Annotated in this window: 16 protein-coding genes; 10 read left to right on the top strand and 6 right to left on the bottom strand. The window is 43.3% G+C overall.

Annotated features, from left to right (window positions below; translation table 11 throughout):
* The first annotated feature begins 43 nt into the window (after window positions 1-43).
* The 3 genes from HFA01_RS08010 (at window position 44) to HFA01_RS08000 (ending at window position 3,121) form a co-directional block, all read left to right on the top strand.
* On the top strand, window positions 44-982 hold the full coding sequence (locus tag HFA01_RS08010; RefSeq protein WP_146814994.1) for a PD-(D/E)XK nuclease family protein: 939 nt from the start codon (window positions 44-46) through the stop codon (window positions 980-982).
* An 84-nt stretch (window positions 983-1,066) separates the two neighbouring features.
* Window positions 1,067-1,702: an SDR family oxidoreductase gene (locus HFA01_RS08005; protein WP_146814992.1), complete on the top strand. Its 636-nt coding sequence runs from the start codon at window positions 1,067-1,069 to the stop codon at window positions 1,700-1,702.
* Window positions 1,703-1,849: 147 nt separating this feature from the next.
* Window positions 1,850-3,121, top strand: coding sequence for a tetratricopeptide repeat protein (locus HFA01_RS08000; protein WP_146814990.1), 1,272 nt, complete (start codon window positions 1,850-1,852; stop codon window positions 3,119-3,121).
* Window positions 3,122-3,152: 31 nt separating this feature from the next.
* Here the strand turns inward: HFA01_RS08000 and HFA01_RS07995 are convergent, their stop codons facing one another.
* On the bottom strand, window positions 3,153-4,028 hold the full coding sequence (locus HFA01_RS07995) for a 5'-3' exonuclease (protein ID WP_146814988.1): 876 nt from the start codon (window positions 4,026-4,028) through the stop codon (window positions 3,153-3,155).
* Between the two features lie 195 nt (window positions 4,029-4,223).
* Between HFA01_RS07995 and adh the strand changes: the two genes are divergently transcribed.
* Window positions 4,224-5,744 carry an aldehyde dehydrogenase gene (adh, locus tag HFA01_RS07990; RefSeq protein WP_146814986.1) on the top strand — a complete coding sequence of 507 codons (1,521 nt, stop codon included), beginning with the start codon at window positions 4,224-4,226 and terminating at the stop codon, window positions 5,742-5,744.
* A gap of 53 nt (window positions 5,745-5,797) precedes the next feature.
* Entirely contained in the window at window positions 5,798-6,166 is a 369-nt protein-coding gene (locus HFA01_RS07985) for a DUF779 domain-containing protein (protein WP_146814984.1), read from the top strand.
* 67 nt (window positions 6,167-6,233) lie between these two features.
* Here the strand turns inward: HFA01_RS07985 and HFA01_RS07980 are convergent, their stop codons facing one another.
* Window positions 6,234-6,968: a GNAT family N-acetyltransferase gene (locus tag HFA01_RS07980; RefSeq protein WP_167506205.1), complete on the bottom strand. Its 735-nt coding sequence runs from the start codon at window positions 6,966-6,968 to the stop codon at window positions 6,234-6,236.
* A 102-nt stretch (window positions 6,969-7,070) separates the two neighbouring features.
* Between HFA01_RS07980 and HFA01_RS07975 the strand changes: the two genes are divergently transcribed.
* Entirely contained in the window at window positions 7,071-8,078 is a 1,008-nt protein-coding gene (locus HFA01_RS07975) for an NADP-dependent oxidoreductase (RefSeq protein WP_146814980.1), read from the top strand.
* Window positions 8,079-8,145: 67 nt separating this feature from the next.
* Here the strand turns inward: HFA01_RS07975 and HFA01_RS07970 are convergent, their stop codons facing one another.
* The gene (locus tag HFA01_RS07970; protein WP_146814978.1) at window positions 8,146-8,970 is read right to left on the bottom strand and encodes an STAS domain-containing protein; all 825 of its coding nucleotides are present in this window, start codon (window positions 8,968-8,970) and stop codon (window positions 8,146-8,148) included.
* Window positions 8,971-9,081: 111 nt separating this feature from the next.
* Here HFA01_RS07970 and HFA01_RS18885 point away from each other — a divergent pair, with 111 nt between their 5' ends.
* Entirely contained in the window at window positions 9,082-9,243 is a 162-nt protein-coding gene (locus HFA01_RS18885; RefSeq protein WP_167506204.1) for a hypothetical protein, read from the top strand.
* 436 nt (window positions 9,244-9,679) lie between these two features.
* On the opposite strand, the gene HFA01_RS07965 is transcribed toward HFA01_RS18885, so the two are convergent.
* Genes HFA01_RS07965 through HFA01_RS07955 form a run of 3 tightly spaced genes read right to left on the bottom strand, consistent with a single transcriptional unit; the run spans window position 9,680 to window position 12,420 of the window.
* Window positions 9,680-10,051 carry a thiol-disulfide oxidoreductase DCC family protein gene (locus HFA01_RS07965; protein ID WP_146814976.1) on the bottom strand — a complete coding sequence of 124 codons (372 nt, stop codon included), beginning with the start codon at window positions 10,049-10,051 and terminating at the stop codon, window positions 9,680-9,682.
* A gap of 21 nt (window positions 10,052-10,072) precedes the next feature.
* Window positions 10,073-11,818, bottom strand: a complete 1,746-nt coding sequence (gene pabB, locus HFA01_RS07960) for an aminodeoxychorismate synthase component I (RefSeq protein WP_146814974.1) — start codon at window positions 11,816-11,818, stop codon at window positions 10,073-10,075.
* Window positions 11,815-12,420: an anthranilate synthase component II gene (locus tag HFA01_RS07955; RefSeq protein WP_146814972.1), complete on the bottom strand. Its 606-nt coding sequence runs from the start codon at window positions 12,418-12,420 to the stop codon at window positions 11,815-11,817. The genes pabB and HFA01_RS07955 overlap by 4 nt, the downstream gene beginning before the upstream one ends.
* Before the next feature lie 177 nt (window positions 12,421-12,597).
* Between HFA01_RS07955 and HFA01_RS07950 the strand changes: the two genes are divergently transcribed.
* From HFA01_RS07950 to HFA01_RS07940, 3 genes are all read left to right on the top strand, one after another.
* Window positions 12,598-13,953, top strand: a complete 1,356-nt coding sequence (locus tag HFA01_RS07950) for a sensor histidine kinase (protein WP_146814970.1) — start codon at window positions 12,598-12,600, stop codon at window positions 13,951-13,953.
* Window positions 13,931-14,551 (top strand): response regulator, encoded by a 621-nt coding sequence (locus tag HFA01_RS07945; RefSeq protein WP_146814967.1) that lies wholly within the window; start codon window positions 13,931-13,933, stop codon window positions 14,549-14,551. The genes HFA01_RS07950 and HFA01_RS07945 overlap by 23 nt, the downstream gene beginning before the upstream one ends.
* 61 nt (window positions 14,552-14,612) lie before the next feature.
* The gene (locus HFA01_RS07940) at window positions 14,613-15,335 is read left to right on the top strand and encodes a Bax inhibitor-1/YccA family protein (RefSeq protein ID WP_146814965.1); all 723 of its coding nucleotides are present in this window, start codon (window positions 14,613-14,615) and stop codon (window positions 15,333-15,335) included.
* Window positions 15,336-15,341: the final 6 nt, after the last annotated feature.

Here is a 15,341-nt window from a genome sequence, read left to right as displayed (position 1 = left end):
AAGTGGAACACTAAATCTATGAAACTAACGAAGGATGTTACTCATGTTTGAAGTGAAACCCTACCCGGAATTATCCTGGTCTCTGTCCAGGCATAAAACGATGTTATCCTGCCTTAGAAAATATGCGTACGATTATTATGTATCCCATAATGGATGGCTCCGTTCGGCTGACACATTGGCCAAGCAAGCGTACCGTTTGAAAAAAATGACCAACTTGGAAATGCACTTCGGAAGTGTGGTCCACGATTTGATCTATCAAACCATTCAACGCGTATTAAAAAACCAATCGGTCATGACGGAACAGGAATTTATGGATGAAGTCCGCCACCATTTAAACCGAGGATTCATTGAATCAACGAAGAAAGAGCATTTGTGGATGAACCGACCGAAGCACTATACGATGCTTCACGAAATCTATTACAGTCAGACAGACACACTCCCTGAAGCGAAAGTGCGCAAGATCACGGACCGCCTCCAAAAAACGGTCGCCAATTTTCACTCAAGTAAAACATTTACTGATGTACGCAACAAAGAACAGATGAAGTTTATGGAATCCGAAACCTTCCGCTTCCTTAAGACGGACGAAGCGAAAGTTTATATTGTGATGGACCTTGTATATAAGGATCTTGATAATGAGAAATGGATTATTGTGGATTGGAAAACGGGAAAATCTTCCGATGAGGACCGGAACCAACTTGCTCTTTATGCTCTTTATTTAAGACACGAGCATGGAATTGAATCCCTTGACGATATCATCATACGAAACGAATATTTAGTGGATGGTACACACGTCGAACATCTTTTAACAGAACAGGATCTCATCAATGTCCAGCACTTGTACCAGATCAGTATGGAGCAGATGAAACTCTATTTAGAGGATACAGGGAAGAATGAACCCCTTCCTATCGAACAATTCCCTATGCAGGATGACCCTAGAGTCTGCGCGCGTTGTAACTACCAGGAGCTTTGCTTCCCTTCTTGAGGGCAGGTCTGTATGTTTACCAGATACGGAAACAGGCTAAATAAGTATTGTAATCTTATTTCCCAGAAGGAGTCGTGATTATAGATGAAAGTACTCGTAGCAGGAGCAAACGGAAATACAGGACGACTACTTATTCAACATTTAAAGGCCGATGGTCATGAACCATACGGCATGATCCGTAAAGAAGAACAAAAAGCGACGGTTGAAAAATTGGGCGGCACCCCAGTACTCGCAGATCTGACGAAGGATGTCGGTTATGCGGTTAAAGGGATGGACGCTGTCATGTTCGCCGCTGGATCAGGCTCAAGTACAGGTGCGGACCAAACCGAAGCCGTTGATCGTGATGGAGCCATCAACCTTGCGAAAGCCACAGAAAATCTTGGCATAAAGAAATTCATTATGTTGAGCGGTATGGGTGCGGGCGATCCAGAACGAGGCCCTGAAGAATTGAAGCATTACCTTGAAATGAAAGGGGAAGCAGATGACTTCCTGAAATCGACTGAGCTTGACTACACCATCGTACGTCCTGGCGGCTTGACGAACGATGAAGGGACAAGCAAAATTCAGGTAGGCGAAACGGTTGAAAGAGGCACGATTCCTCGCGCAGACGTAGCCAAAACAATGATCGCTTCCCTACAAGAACCAAATGCTTATCATAAAACATTTGAAATGATTTCAGGAGATACTCAAATCGAAGAAGCCCTGAAGACACTATCTTGATCAAAAAGCTCAACCACTCCATGTGGTTGAGCTTTTTACATATCTCCTCCATATACCTATAAAACCCTTAAAAGTAAAAGATAACCATTGAATGCAACGATATTTTGCTATAATGTAAGTAATTGGCGCTTTAAAGGAGTAGTGAATATGAAAGGCTCGTTAATTAAACAACATCGCAAATTTAAGAATTTGACCTTAGAAGAACTTGCATCAGGTATTTGCTCTGTCTCCTATCTGAGTAAAATCGAACATGATACCATTAACGCCAGTGATGAAATTTACCGTCTGTTAGGAGAGCGGTTGAATATCAAGTTGACTGATATTAACCAAGAATTCGACGAATCCATTCATCAGCAGCTGCTGGAATGGCATGAAATTATTCAACGTCGAGACCTCCAATTAATGGAAGAGTATTTCCGAAAATGTACAGATGCATTAGAATCAAACCAAAATACAGAACTCAATCATTTATATACGATCGTTAAAGCTCGGCACACTATGAAGTTGAATGAAGGACCGCTCTCCGATGAAGATTTAAAAGAGATTGATGATTTATATCCATATACAAATGATGAATATAAATTCTTCTATCATAAAACGGTCGGAATCCATTATCTTTTGAAAAACCACCAACTAAAAAATGCCCTTCATCATTTCCACAAAACAGAAGAGCTTTTAAATAAGCTTCCATTTACGGATAGTGAAACCTATTTTCATTTAGCTCTGACTTATTCCCAAACAAGAGCATCAGTGGAGTCAAATTTTTATGCTCATACAGCCTTGGAAGGATATATTAAAGATTTTGATTATGAACGAATTGTTGATACCTACATGATCATTGCCCTTAATTATAGAGCTTTGGAAATATACCCTATCGCAGAAGAATACTTCTTAAAGTTAAAAAGGATTTCCAAGTATCATTTGAAGTCCATTGATGAAAGAAGAGTTTATCATAATCTTGGGTATATATATGCAAATCAGGAAAAATATGAAGACGCTATTGATTATTTAGAAAAGGCATATAATATGACGCTTGAGATGAAAGATGATTATTTTTACGTGAATACGATTTATTCTCTTGCCTCCACCCACTTCTATGCAGGAAATATAGAGAAAGCATGGGAGCTTATTGAGAAAGGCGAAAAAAGCGCAGAGGAATATGACATTAACTTCTTTAAGTATAAATTCTTTGTACTTAGGAACACAGCCTTAGAAAAAACAATGGAAGACTTTTTTATGGACAAGCTGGAAAATGAGATCATTCCGTATTTTAGAGAGAATAATGAATATGGAAGTTACAAAAATTATTGTGAAATGTTAGGTAACCTTTATTATGAGAAGCGAATGTACAAAAAAGCAGCCATGTATTTTAAAGAGGTTAACAACTACCGAAAAACACAAAAAAAGGATTTATTATAAAAAGGTCGGAGGGCACGCGCCTCCGACCTCTTTACATCCGTACGATATTTTTTTCCCAGTTTTTAAATTCAAGCTCATCAAACTTGGCGCTCATCTTTTCGTCATCGATATAGAAGAGGGCTTCTTCTAATGAACAATCCACATCTGCTTCACAATGAATGGCCGCTAGTTTTCTGGACAAGTGCAGCATTTCCAGGCTGTCTTCAATCTTCGTACGCTGCCCCTTTGTCAATTCTTCAATATTCTCCAGGATACCTTCGATGGATCCATATTTAAGAAGGAGCTTAAGAGCTGTTTTCTCTCCAATTCCTTTCACACCAGGATAGTTATCGCTAGAGTCTCCCATGAGAGCTTTCAAGTCAATCATTTGCTGAGGCGTAATTCCTTTTTCTTCTGTAAAGGTGTCCTCTTGATATTCCGCATAATTGCCATACCCTTTCTTTAATAAGACGACATGCACGTTTGGCTGCAACAGTTGAAGAAGGTCCTGGTCCCCTGTTAATAGGAAGACTTGGGAATGTTCACTGTACGCCCGACTCAGCGTTCCCATGCAATCATCCGCTTCATACCCAACTTGGCCAACGTTGGGAATATCGAGAGCCTCTACGACTTCTTTAGCTAGATCAAATTGTGGAATCAATTCTTCAGGAGGAGCTCCCCGATTCGCTTTGTAATCGGGAAAGAGATCATTACGGAACGTCTTACTCCCCATATCCCAACAGCAAATGACGTGCGTGGGCTGATAGGTTTCTATTGCCGTAAACATGTGTTTCATCATGCCATAGACTCCATTGGTCGGAATACCTTTACTGTTGATCATATAATAATTGCTCATAGCTGTGGCATAGAACGCACGGAAAAGCAGCGCCATGCCATCAATAAGCATCACTCGATTGGTCGTTGTCATTATTAAATAACTCCTTTTACCTATGAATAATTCTATTATAACAATCTTTCCCCTTTGTTCGTACTAGAAATTTTCACATATTTGTCTGTAAATTGACAATATTCTGTACAAGTGATAGTTTAAAAAGTAAGCGCGCCTACTTACATAAATATTTTTGTAAGCGGTTGCAAAGTAAACCACTAGGAGGATGTTTTTATGGTATATGCTTTTCCTAATACAGAAGGATCTAATGTTCAGTTCAAGAAACGCTATGACAACTTCATTGGCGGAGAGTGGACAGCGCCTGTCAAAGGACAATATTTTGATAATGTTACACCTGTAACGGGACAAACGTTCTGTCAGGTCGCACGTTCGACGGAGGAAGATATTGAGCTTGCACTTGATGCTGCACACAAAGCAAAGGATGCCTGGGGGAAAACGTCCGTGGCGGAGCGTTCTTTGGTCCTAAACCGCATTGCAGACCGCATGGAGGAAAACCTTGAGAATTTGGCCATTGCGGAGACGTGGGAGAACGGAAAAGCTGTCCGTGAAACTCTGAATGCTGACCTTCCGCTTGCCGTTGATCACTTCCGTTATTTCGCTTCGGTCATTCGCTCCCAAGAAGGTTCCATCGGCGAAATTGATAACGATACGATTGCTTATCATTTCAACGAGCCACTAGGAGTCGTTGGTCAAATCATTCCATGGAACTTCCCACTGTTGATGGCGACGTGGAAAATAGCTCCCGCTCTCGCTGCCGGAAATGCGATTGTCCTGAAGCCTGCCGAACAGACACCGGCATCAATTATGTATCTACTGGAATTAATTGAAGACTTGCTGCCTGCAGGGGTATTGAATGTCGTCAACGGTTTCGGTTTAGAAGCTGGTAAGCCGTTAGCCCAAAGCCCTCGCATTAGTAAAATCGCTTTTACTGGAGAAACGACAACCGGGCGAATGATCATGCAATATGCCTCTCAAAACATCATTCCTGTTACTTTAGAGCTTGGTGGAAAATCACCGAACATCATTTTTGAGGATGTCATGCGTGAAGATGACGATTTCTTAGATAAAACAATTGAAGGAATGGTCATGTTCGCTCTAAACCAGGGTGAAGTATGTACATGTCCTTCCCGCGCCCTCATTCAGGAGTCGATTTACGATGAGTTTATGGAACGTGCCATCAAACGCGTGAAAGAGATTAAGACAGGAAATCCACTTGATCCTGAAGTGATGATGGGTGCTCAAGCTTCATCAGAACAACTGGAGAAAATCTTATCTTATCTTGAAGTCGGTAAAGAAGAAGGAGCCGAGTGCCTCACTGGAGGAGCACGGAATCAAATGGAAGGTGATTTCAAAGACGGATACTACGTGGAGCCGACAGTATTCAAAGGCGATAACAGTATGAGGATCTTCCAGGAAGAAATCTTCGGTCCAGTCCTGTCTGTGACGACGTTCAAAGATAAAGAAGAAGCAATGAAGATCGCCAATGACACCCTTTATGGTTTGGGTGCTGGTGTGTGGACACGTGATATGAATACAGCTTACCGTTTCGGCCGTGGCATTGAAGCCGGCCGCGTTTGGACCAACTGTTATCACGCCTACCCTGCCCATGCAGCTTTCGGCGGATACAAAATGTCCGGGGTCGGCCGTGAGAACCACAAGATGATGCTCAGCCATTATCAACAAACGAAAAACATGCTCGTCAGCTACAGCCCGCAGAAGCTTGGATTCTTTTAAAATAAGCGCGTAAAAACTCCTTGATTTTCGGCATAACGAAAGGAGCTGAAAAGATGGTTGAACGTGTAAAAGCAACGGACGCTGCTCTTGATTTAATTGAAAGGCTGAAAGAGAAACACGGCCCTCTTCTTTTCCACCAATCGGGTGGATGCTGTGACGGCAGCTCTCCGATGTGTTATGAAGAAGGTGACCTCATGATTGGCAGTCAAGATGTGTTACTTGGAAGGATCGGAGACACTCCTTTTTATATCAATAAAAAGCAGTATGATTACTGGAAGCACACCCAACTGATCATTGATGTCGTTGAGGGACGCGGTGGGATGTTTTCCCTAGAAGGAGTCGAAGGAAAGAGGTTCCTTACTCGCTCGCGCGCCTTTACGGATGAGGAGTACAAAGAATTGAAGGAAAGTATAGAGTCGTAAAGAAAAACGTCCAGGGGATTCCTGGGCGTTTTCTTATTTCCTACATAAATCCTTCTCTACTCTTCCATCACTTGGAGTGTTTGTACACGCCAACCCTTTCTGTTACCGTACACCCGCATTTCTCAAAAACTTTCAACATCGGGCTATTTTGAACACTTGTCGCACCAATACTATAGGAAGCTTTGAAATGATGTTTAAGTAGGCTCAATCCCTCTTTATACAAAGCAGCTGCTTTGTTCTTCCCTCGTTCTTCCGGAACCAGCCCAAAGTAGAAAATCCTCCCTTCTTCCTTTGTACCCGGTTCAATGTGCGGCATGACCACTCCTATAGGGGTGCCATTTTCATAAGCGGTCAAACAGGTATCTACATAACCCGGCCCCAGTTCTTTTTTCACGCTTTTCATTTGCTCCTCCATGTTCAAGGACTGGGGAGCGTTTAAGGACCCTTCCATCGATCTGCGCCACGTCTCTTTAAAAACGACCTCCTCTTCCTTTCTTAGCGAAATGAATTTAAAACGTTGCGCTTTTCCAATCCCCTCACCTACCTCATCCAAGTGACACCGGACAAAATAAACCTCATCATGCTGCTTGTATCCAAGACCTTTTATGTATCCCTTTGTCTTTTCTTTAAAGGTGGAGGGGACAAGGATTGTCCGGTTTTTCACTTCATCATATGTTGAATCTTCGACAAACGTAAGAGCCAAGGATTGCAGTTCTTCATCTGTGAGATCCTGTGTGTTTTCAATGGTCACGAAGTTTTCTCCTTCCACGAACTTCACCTTTTCATAAAGTTTGTGATTCATACTTCCACCTCCCTTTTGTCTATCGTACCTTACATCTTCAAACATATCATTTCCCAATAAAGGATGAGACCCGTTATGATACAAGCAAGGAGAGTGATAAAAATGAACAAAGAAATTCAATTAGTCAAACGTCCAGAAGCCGCTCCTACACATGAACATATTAAAATGGCAGAAGCTGAGCGTCCTGTTCCATCTCAAGGGGAAGTACTGGTCAAACTGCTTTATGTCTCCGTGGATCCTTACATGAGAGGCCGTATGAGCGCCGCTAAATCGTATATTGCTCCCTTCCAACTGAACGAACCGATGGAAGGTGGGGTCGTCGGGGAAGTTGTGGAATCGAAAGCGGAGGCTCTACAAGAAGGTGATATTGTCACAGGGATGCTTCCGTGGAAAGAGTATGCAGCAGCTCCAGCAGACACACTCAGAAAAGTAGATCCAAGCCTTGGACCCGTCACTACATCTCTCGGAATTCTTGGCATGCCTGGATTAACTGCATATTTCGGACTGACGGATATCGGGCAGCCAAAAGAAGGCGAAACCTTAGTGGTTTCAGGCGCTGCCGGAGCAGTTGGCTCTGCTGTTGTCCAAATCGGTAAAATATCAGGCTGCCATGTGGTCGGTATTGCCGGTTCAGATGAAAAATTAGCGTACTTAAAAAATGAACTTGGCGTTGATGAAGTCATCAACTACAAATCAGAAAGTGTACCTGAACGTCTCGAAGAAGCTTGTCCAAACGGCGTAGATATTTATTTTGATAATGTCGGTGGCGATATTTCAGATGCTGTCTATCCATTATTGAACAAATTCGCACGCATCGCCCAGTGTGGCGCCATCGCATCCTACAATGTTCCGAACGACCAAGGACCACGGATGCAGATGCACTTGATTAAATCCAGTGCGCTCATTAAAGGGTTCACAGTCGGTGATTATCAAGATCGATTCAAAGAAGGATTCTCTCACTTGGCTCAATGGCTTCAGGAAGGTCGTTTAAAATATGAAGAAACGATTACAGAAGGGTTTGAGAATATCCCGGATGCATTCTTTGGATTATTTGAAGGTGCGAACCTTGGTAAACAACTTGTCAAAGTTGCAGAACCCTCTCAAAAGTAATGGTCTTTAAAAAATAGACGTAAAAAGGACTGAGAAATGTTATTTCTCAGTCCTTTTCTTTATCACATTATGAATCACCATGATGAATGTAAATGCCGATCTCTTCTAGAGCTTGATGCAAACCTGCCTTCGTATGGACTTGAGCGAAATCTACACCCATATCTACAAGGGATTTTGCTGTTTCCGGTCTTAATCCGGTTAAAGTCGCATGAACACCAACAAGTTCAAGAGCATGAACGACCTGGTAAATGTAGTTAGCTATTACCGTGTCAATCACCGGAACACCGGATACATCAATAAAAAGGTAATCCAATTCAAATTCCGAACTCTTATTTAAGGAGGTTTCCATGATTAACTGTGCACGGTTGGTATCCACTTCTCCGATTAATGGAAGCACAGCTACCCCCTTTGTGATCGGGACAACAGGCACAGACAGTTCAGCCATCCGCATTTCTTTTCTTTCCCACTCCATACGAATATTCCGGGAGTACGTTTGACTAAAATGTTTCGTAATTTCATCTAATACTTCATTAACGGTTTTGCAGACGTGGACCACCGTAGAAGAAGAAAACTCATCGTTGGATAACTCTTCGGAAAATATCCCCCAAATCGCTCGACGCACAAAGTTCATCGTTCGAATGGATTGATCCAACTCAACTTCCGCCTCTACCTTTTGCTCTCCTTCACGATCTGCCCACATTTCAATGTGCTGCATGGAAAAAGCGCCATCACCGATAATTACGTTACCGATATAGGAGAATAGTTCTTCCCAATTCGCTGTTCGAATGGTAGCTGCACCAAACTCCTCTGCTTTCAACTCTCGCACTCGTTCAGCTAATTGGTCCGAGTGTTTCTCGATTTTTTCACCGATATATGTAATTTCTTCTCTCATCTTGGATACCCCTCAGCTCAAATTATTATCCAATAATAATGTAACACAGAACACTAGATAAAACGAACGTCGTCCGGTATGATAAAGGAAGTTTACGCATAGGAGGACATTATGAATAAAGTATCATTGGTATTGTTTCTGATTTTATGTTTATTGTTTCTTTCTCACGGTCTTTATCAAGGCATCTCAAACGGCCAGTGGACATCCCTAACCTTCGCCATCATCGTCATCGCTCTCGGTTCATACAGCATGCTAAGAAAAAAACACAAATAACCCTTCCCCACAATAGCTCCCGATTGTTGCAGACTCAGTTTTTCATACTTTAGGGAGCTACAGGAGTATATACTTTTCAAGCAAACATTCTGATTGTGAAAGCTCGATATACAGATCTTTTTAACTAGAAATCATTGATTTTAGAAGATGTTTTACCTTGTATGTGGGTTCCACTTCACACCACCATCCAAGCTGATTTTCCAGAAGTGGTTTCGAGAATCTGCCTTGGCAAAGAGGCGAAGGGGAATGGCGAGACTCCTGCGGGAAAAGAGTGCTAGGTGAGACCCCGCAAGGCGTCAGCCTGAGGAGGCTCATCGCGCTCCCGCGGAAAGCGAGCTATTCCCCGTAGCCCCTATCCACTCAATAAAAGTCTTGAAACTGAGTCTTCCACAATCCTGCCATTTACCATAATAAAAACCCTCGTTAATGAGGGTTTTTATGCGTATCTGGGAAGGTCATAGCGGCCGAACCATTGGTGTCTGTGATCAGAAAACCAGCGATACAACGGAGAACCAATCCGGTCGACTCCCGGGAACGAGAGAAGAATGCCGATCACAGCGAATAAAGGCAAAGAAAGCAGTAGTTTCCGAATGGTTTCAAAACCTTGTTTCACTTCTCCTTCTTTTGTAAGCATATGAATCTCATCCAGCGTATTCCGGCCTTTCAAGTAAGGGTACTTCCCCGTCCCTTCTGTCTCCTGGACAGCTACCCATTTAATTTGATGAAGCCAATCGAACGTCAGGAACGTTTTCTTCACATAAAAACAAAACGGACATTGTGCGTCATAAAAAACAATATGTTTTTTCATAAGACCAAACACTCCTTTGATTTATTGAGCGTTCTCCTGGAGTTCAACCTTCACCCAGCCTCTAACTGCGTTAATCATCCATATTTCATCGAACTTGTGGATATCCTCTTTATAAAGAACCTTTTCTTTCAGTTTTCCACACCTTAATAAATCTTTCCTGTACGTTCCCGACAATAATCCACAATCAACAGGAGGCGTATAGTATTGACCGTTGAGGTGTACGACGAGATTAGCTATTGTGAATTCCGTCAACTCACCTCTTCGATTCCATAGCAACGTCGCTTCTGCTTCGTCGGATTGATGCCGTTGATAGACTTCCCGATGAGTGGTTTTATGAAACAGAAAACGATCCTCTTCGTTTACTGGATTTTCAGATAATGTACCTGTAACACAAGAAGCGGATGGCGTTAAACCATGGACTTCTAGTTCAGCTTTCCCTTCTTCATCAACAAGCATGCGTGTTTTATAGATTCCACTTGGATAAGCGGCCGTTACTTGAGAGCATTTATTTTCTAAATCATTTCTTTTAATGGGATAAGCGAAGTACGAAGCCGATGCCATGATTCGGTCCAGGTGATCGTCGAGTAAATCAATCGTGCCATTTTCAAGCTTCATTGTCTCCAAAAGTTGAAATCTTGGCCGATCTTCGGTGAGAAGGCGCGCCTTTGTCTTCAATTCCTCAAACTCTCCTTCTGATGTTGAGTCCCACGTAATGCCTCCACCTGTACCATAAACAGCTTTTTCTTGCTTTTGATCAATCATGACTGTACGAATAGGGACGTTGAAAATGGCTTCTTTATCCGGCGTCATATAACCGATGGCGCCGCAATACACCTCGCGTGGCGAGTCTTCTAATCTATGAATGTATTCCATGGTCCTCACTTTTGGAGCCCCTGTAATCGAGCCACACGGAAACAATGCTTGAAATAACTCGTACATCGTGTAATTCTCCGGTAAACGGCCTACCACCGTCGAAGTCATCTGGTGGACTGTTGGATAAGTTTCCACTTCGAACAGCTTGGGGACATGGACACTCCCAGGCACAGCGATTCTGCCTAGATCATTTCTCAACAAATCAACAATCATTAGGTTCTCGGAGCGTTCCTTTTCTGATGTATGAAGATGCCGGCACATGGATTCATCTTCTTCGTCATGACGTCCTCTTGCTGCTGTACCTTTCATTGGCTTTGTTTTCAATTGGTTTCCATCGACCCGGAAAAACAACTCTGGAGAAGCAGATAGGATCCGCCTTTCTCCCATGTTTAAGTAGGCACTATAGGAGGACTTCTGATTTCTCACAAGCTTTCTATAAAAAGAGTAATCATCTCCAGAGAAAGAGGCTTCCATTCTGGTTGTAAAGTTCACCTGATACGTATCGCCCCGTTCAATCCCCGCTTTCACTTCTTCTATCCCTTTTTGATAGGAAGCATAATTCCCGCGCAACTCCCAGTCCGATACTTGAAATGGCTCAGAATCTGCATTCACCCAATCTGATTCGAATCTATCGAACACTCCGAACCACACAAGCGGCCATTCCGGATTAGAATGAACGCGAAGGGCCTGATCAAAAGCTGGGGCAGCTTCATAGGATACATAACCAGCTACATAGTAACCGTCGTCGAGCCAATGTTCTACTCGTTTGAAGACTGACTTCACCTCGGTCAATTCATCTGTAGTGAGGACCTCTACCGGGTTTTTAAACACTTTTGGCTCACGATTCCCCTGAGCATTTGAGAATTCAAACTGCAAAAAAGGTGAGGTTGTCATACACCCACTCCCTCTCTTCTACTTGCCTTATAGCGAACAGCCCGTTCATAAAAGTTCCGAAGCAGGTCATACCCGTACTCCGTCAATATCGACTCGGGATGGAATTGGATCCCTTCCATCATCTTGTCCCGGTGGCGTACACCCATAATGACACCATCTTCAGATAGAGCAGTAACTTCTAGCTCTTCAGGTAATGAAGGGAAATCTGCCTGAAGAGAATGGTAACGGGTGACTCGGAATGATCCGGGTAGCTTACGAAACATGATTCGGCCATCATTCGTAATAGTTGTCACTTTCCCGTGCATGGGTCGATTTCCTTTGACGATGATTCCACCAAAATGTTCGACCATCAGCTGGTGCCCGAGACAAATGCCTAATAAGGGAATTTGTCCACCAAAATGGCGCAGGACATCCTTGCAGATCCCTGACTCCTCCGGTCTCCCTGGTCCTGGAGATAGGACAATAAGGCTGGGGTCGAGCGAACGAATCTCTTCAATCTGCCATTCGTCGTTCCTTTTCACCACCACTTCTGAGTCCATCTGTTTAAAATATTGCGCTAAATTGTATGTGAATGAATCATAGTTATCAATGATTATAATCATAGTTGCGGACACCTTTCATCCTGAATATATGTCTATTATACTACCGCGTGCCAGGTTTCCATAGATGATAAGAATGGAAAATCATCACTTTGTAGTGCTTCAAAGGAAAAAAGAATCGAAAATATCAGTCTCATATATTAGAATATATAGAAAGATCTCGTCGTTAGGGTGACTGCCATGATATCGGAATTGCTAAAGTCGAAGAGTATATGGATTAAAATCGTTCTCATATTGATTGGGATGACGATGCCGCTGTGGCTGAGCGTTGAGAGGTCGGGTCTAGCCGCTGTCATCGAGAGACTTCAGGCCGCTCCATCAGGGGCTACACTAATGATGGCTGCCTTCGGCCTCGTCATGTTAAACACGGTAAGAGCCCTCCCCCATTACATCGGGGCCCTTCTTCTTGGAGATGAGCTTGGAGTGAAGTTGAGCCGGCCATGGCTGAAGGTTGCCGTTCCTGTAGTAATCATCCCATTGGTTTACGCCATGATTAACGGGTACAATTCAATCAACTATCACTTCGGCGGGCCGGCCATTTTTCTTTTATTATCAATCGCCGTTCTTCATTTTTTAGGAAATGGTCAATTACGCCCTGTATTCAAAGCTTTCATTCTCGCCCAATTGCTTTTGGGTTTCCAATGGCTGGATACGGTACTTTTCCTAAGCTCCTTCGGATTTGGCGGTGGGGAAATTTCCATGGAAGTGAAAAGAATGGCCGCGGAGTTAGGATTCGGAAGTACGTTAAGTTTCTACAGCCTCGTCTTTTTTGCGGTATTCATCGTAAATGCAACCTTTCTTGCCGTGTACTTAACTGTTGCAGAACAAAAAGCCAAAATGAGACAGGACTTGGATATCGCCCGGCTCGACATGGTAGAGTCACGTTCTGGTAGAGAAGCACTCCATCTTGTTCATGACTTAAAAACTCCCTTATCCCTGATGGAGGGACTGAACAGCCTCATTCAAATGAAAACAAAGGACGAAGAAATCCTTCAGTACACCAACAAAATTTCTTCTTCTATTCAAGCAACCAGCGATATGGTTTCTGAAATCTTGTATCACGAGAAGAAAAATTGGTGCACATTGAAGACATTCATCGAATATGTACGCGCAAATAAACTATCAGATTCAGCCACCATCTATGCGTTCGATTTAGCCGCCGATGAAAATATTGAAATCTATATTAATAAAATTCGGATGACACGAGCGCTTGTCAACTTAATTGATAATGCCAGTGATGCCGTCGAAGGAAAAAAAGACGCCAAAGTGACCATCGCTACTAAAGTAGAGCAAGCAGGCATACGGATTGGTGTAAAAGACAATGGACATGGCATCAGCCAATCCAATATCAATAAAATTTGGAACGCAGGATACAGTACGAAATCCCATCCTGGTGTAGGGCTGACATTCGTTAAAAATGTCGTCCAAGAACACGGAGCAGAGCTATCGATTGAAAGCGAACAAGGGGTAGGAACGATATTCTGGATCCATTTACCGAAGGAGAGAGTACGAGATGAAAATACTGATCATGGATAATGACGAATCCTTACGTTACATGCTGACAGAGTTTTGTAAACATGCCGGGTGGGAATCAGACACAGCAGTGAACGGACGCGAAGGTGTCGGTATGTTTTTAAAAGGAACGTATGACGTCATCCTTGTCGATTACCATATGCCGGAAATGGATGGCCTTCAAACTGTCAGGGAAATTCGAAAACACAATACCTTTGTTCCTATTCTCGTGCTGACGGTAGATGAACGACAAGAAGTGGCTGACCGCTTCCTGGAGGAAGGCGCCACCGACTTTGCCTTAAAGCCAGTAAAAGCTCCTGACCTCATTTCCAGAATCAAGCTACATGCCCAAATTGCTAATATGAAAAACAAGCAAGAAGATGATGATGACGTATTCACCGCCAAAGGAATCAGCAAAGGAACATTAAGTTCCATATCAAACTATTTACAGGAAAATCGTGATGCCTACCCTGTGGACGTCATTTCAAAGGAGATTGGCCTTGCCTACCCCACCGTATACCGGTACCTCATGCACTTGCTAGAGGAAGGCAAAGTCAAGCAAGTGGTCAGCCATCAGAAAATCGGACGACCGAAAAAGCTTTACAAGTGGTATGCCCATTAAGTGTCTCTCGTGTCCAGGAAGGGTATATCCCATAGAAGATGCATAGAGAAGGAGTGGTAAGATGAGATCGGGAAATCCCGTTTTAAAAGATGATACATTTCAGCGTTCTGCGTCATCAGGAAAGGCGATGACCCTGGGCGGTACGACTGCAAAAATAGCCCTCCTGTTTATATTTTTGGTAGGTACAGCGGCGTACACATGGTACCAGTACTCACTGGGAGTCGATGTGACACTTATGATGATCATCGGCGCCATTGGAGGGCTTATTTTCGCTTTAATTACTGCCTTCTTCCCTAAAGCTGCGCCCGTCACTGCTCCAATATACGCAGCGCTCGAAGGCTTTTTCATCGGCGGCATTTCCGCCTTTGTCGAGGGAGCTTATTCGGGGATTGTCATTCAAGCAGTCAGCTTAACACTGGCCGTGATGGGAGCTTTATTGATTCTTTATGCAACAAGAGTCATAAAGGTCACCAGAAACTTCCGGCTGATGGTCGTTTCCGCCACGTTAGGTATTTTTCTCGTTTATCTAGTCAATTTCATCCTGAACTTTTTCGGTATGACCGTCCCCTATCTCCATTCCAGCGGTCCTATCGGAATTGGCATCAGCCTCTTTATTGTGGCCATCGCTGCTTTGAATCTCGTTCTTGATTTTGATTTCATTGAAAAAGGCGTCAACCGTGGCGCGCCCAAGCACATGGAATGGTACGGAGCTTTCGGCTTAATCGTAACCCTTGTCTGGTTATACATCGAAATTCTCCGCCTCCTTCAAAAACTTAGACGCTGAACGATC

It is taken from the genome of Halobacillus faecis, from assembly GCF_007991335.1.
Taxonomy (GTDB): Bacteria; Bacillota; Bacilli; order Bacillales; family Halobacillaceae; genus Halobacillus; species Halobacillus faecis.
This window is presented reverse-complemented; position numbering and strand designations above follow the sequence as displayed.

Coding starts and splice junctions, on each gene's coding strand:
- HFA01_RS08010 (WP_146814994.1), top strand. CDS start 44: ATGTTTGAAGTGAAACCCTACCCGGAATTATCCTGGTCTCTGTCCAGG.
- HFA01_RS08005 (WP_146814992.1), top strand. CDS start 1,067: ATGAAAGTACTCGTAGCAGGAGCAAACGGAAATACAGGACGACTACTT.
- HFA01_RS08000 (WP_146814990.1), top strand. CDS start 1,850: ATGAAAGGCTCGTTAATTAAACAACATCGCAAATTTAAGAATTTGACC.
- HFA01_RS07995 (WP_146814988.1), bottom strand. CDS start 4,028: ATGACAACGACCAATCGAGTGATGCTTATTGATGGCATGGCGCTGCTT.
- adh (WP_146814986.1), top strand. CDS start 4,224: ATGGTATATGCTTTTCCTAATACAGAAGGATCTAATGTTCAGTTCAAG.
- HFA01_RS07985 (WP_146814984.1), top strand. CDS start 5,798: ATGGTTGAACGTGTAAAAGCAACGGACGCTGCTCTTGATTTAATTGAA.
- HFA01_RS07980 (WP_167506205.1), bottom strand. CDS start 6,968: ATGAATCACAAACTTTATGAAAAGGTGAAGTTCGTGGAAGGAGAAAAC.
- HFA01_RS07975 (WP_146814980.1), top strand. CDS start 7,071: ATGAACAAAGAAATTCAATTAGTCAAACGTCCAGAAGCCGCTCCTACA.
- HFA01_RS07970 (WP_146814978.1), bottom strand. CDS start 8,970: ATGAGAGAAGAAATTACATATATCGGTGAAAAAATCGAGAAACACTCG.
- HFA01_RS18885 (WP_167506204.1), top strand. CDS start 9,082: ATGAATAAAGTATCATTGGTATTGTTTCTGATTTTATGTTTATTGTTT.
- HFA01_RS07965 (WP_146814976.1), bottom strand. CDS start 10,051: ATGAAAAAACATATTGTTTTTTATGACGCACAATGTCCGTTTTGTTTT.
- pabB (WP_146814974.1), bottom strand. CDS start 11,818: ATGACAACCTCACCTTTTTTGCAGTTTGAATTCTCAAATGCTCAGGGG.
- HFA01_RS07955 (WP_146814972.1), bottom strand. CDS start 12,420: ATGATTATAATCATTGATAACTATGATTCATTCACATACAATTTAGCG.
- HFA01_RS07950 (WP_146814970.1), top strand. CDS start 12,598: ATGATATCGGAATTGCTAAAGTCGAAGAGTATATGGATTAAAATCGTT.
- HFA01_RS07945 (WP_146814967.1), top strand. CDS start 13,931: ATGAAAATACTGATCATGGATAATGACGAATCCTTACGTTACATGCTG.
- HFA01_RS07940 (WP_146814965.1), top strand. CDS start 14,613: ATGAGATCGGGAAATCCCGTTTTAAAAGATGATACATTTCAGCGTTCT.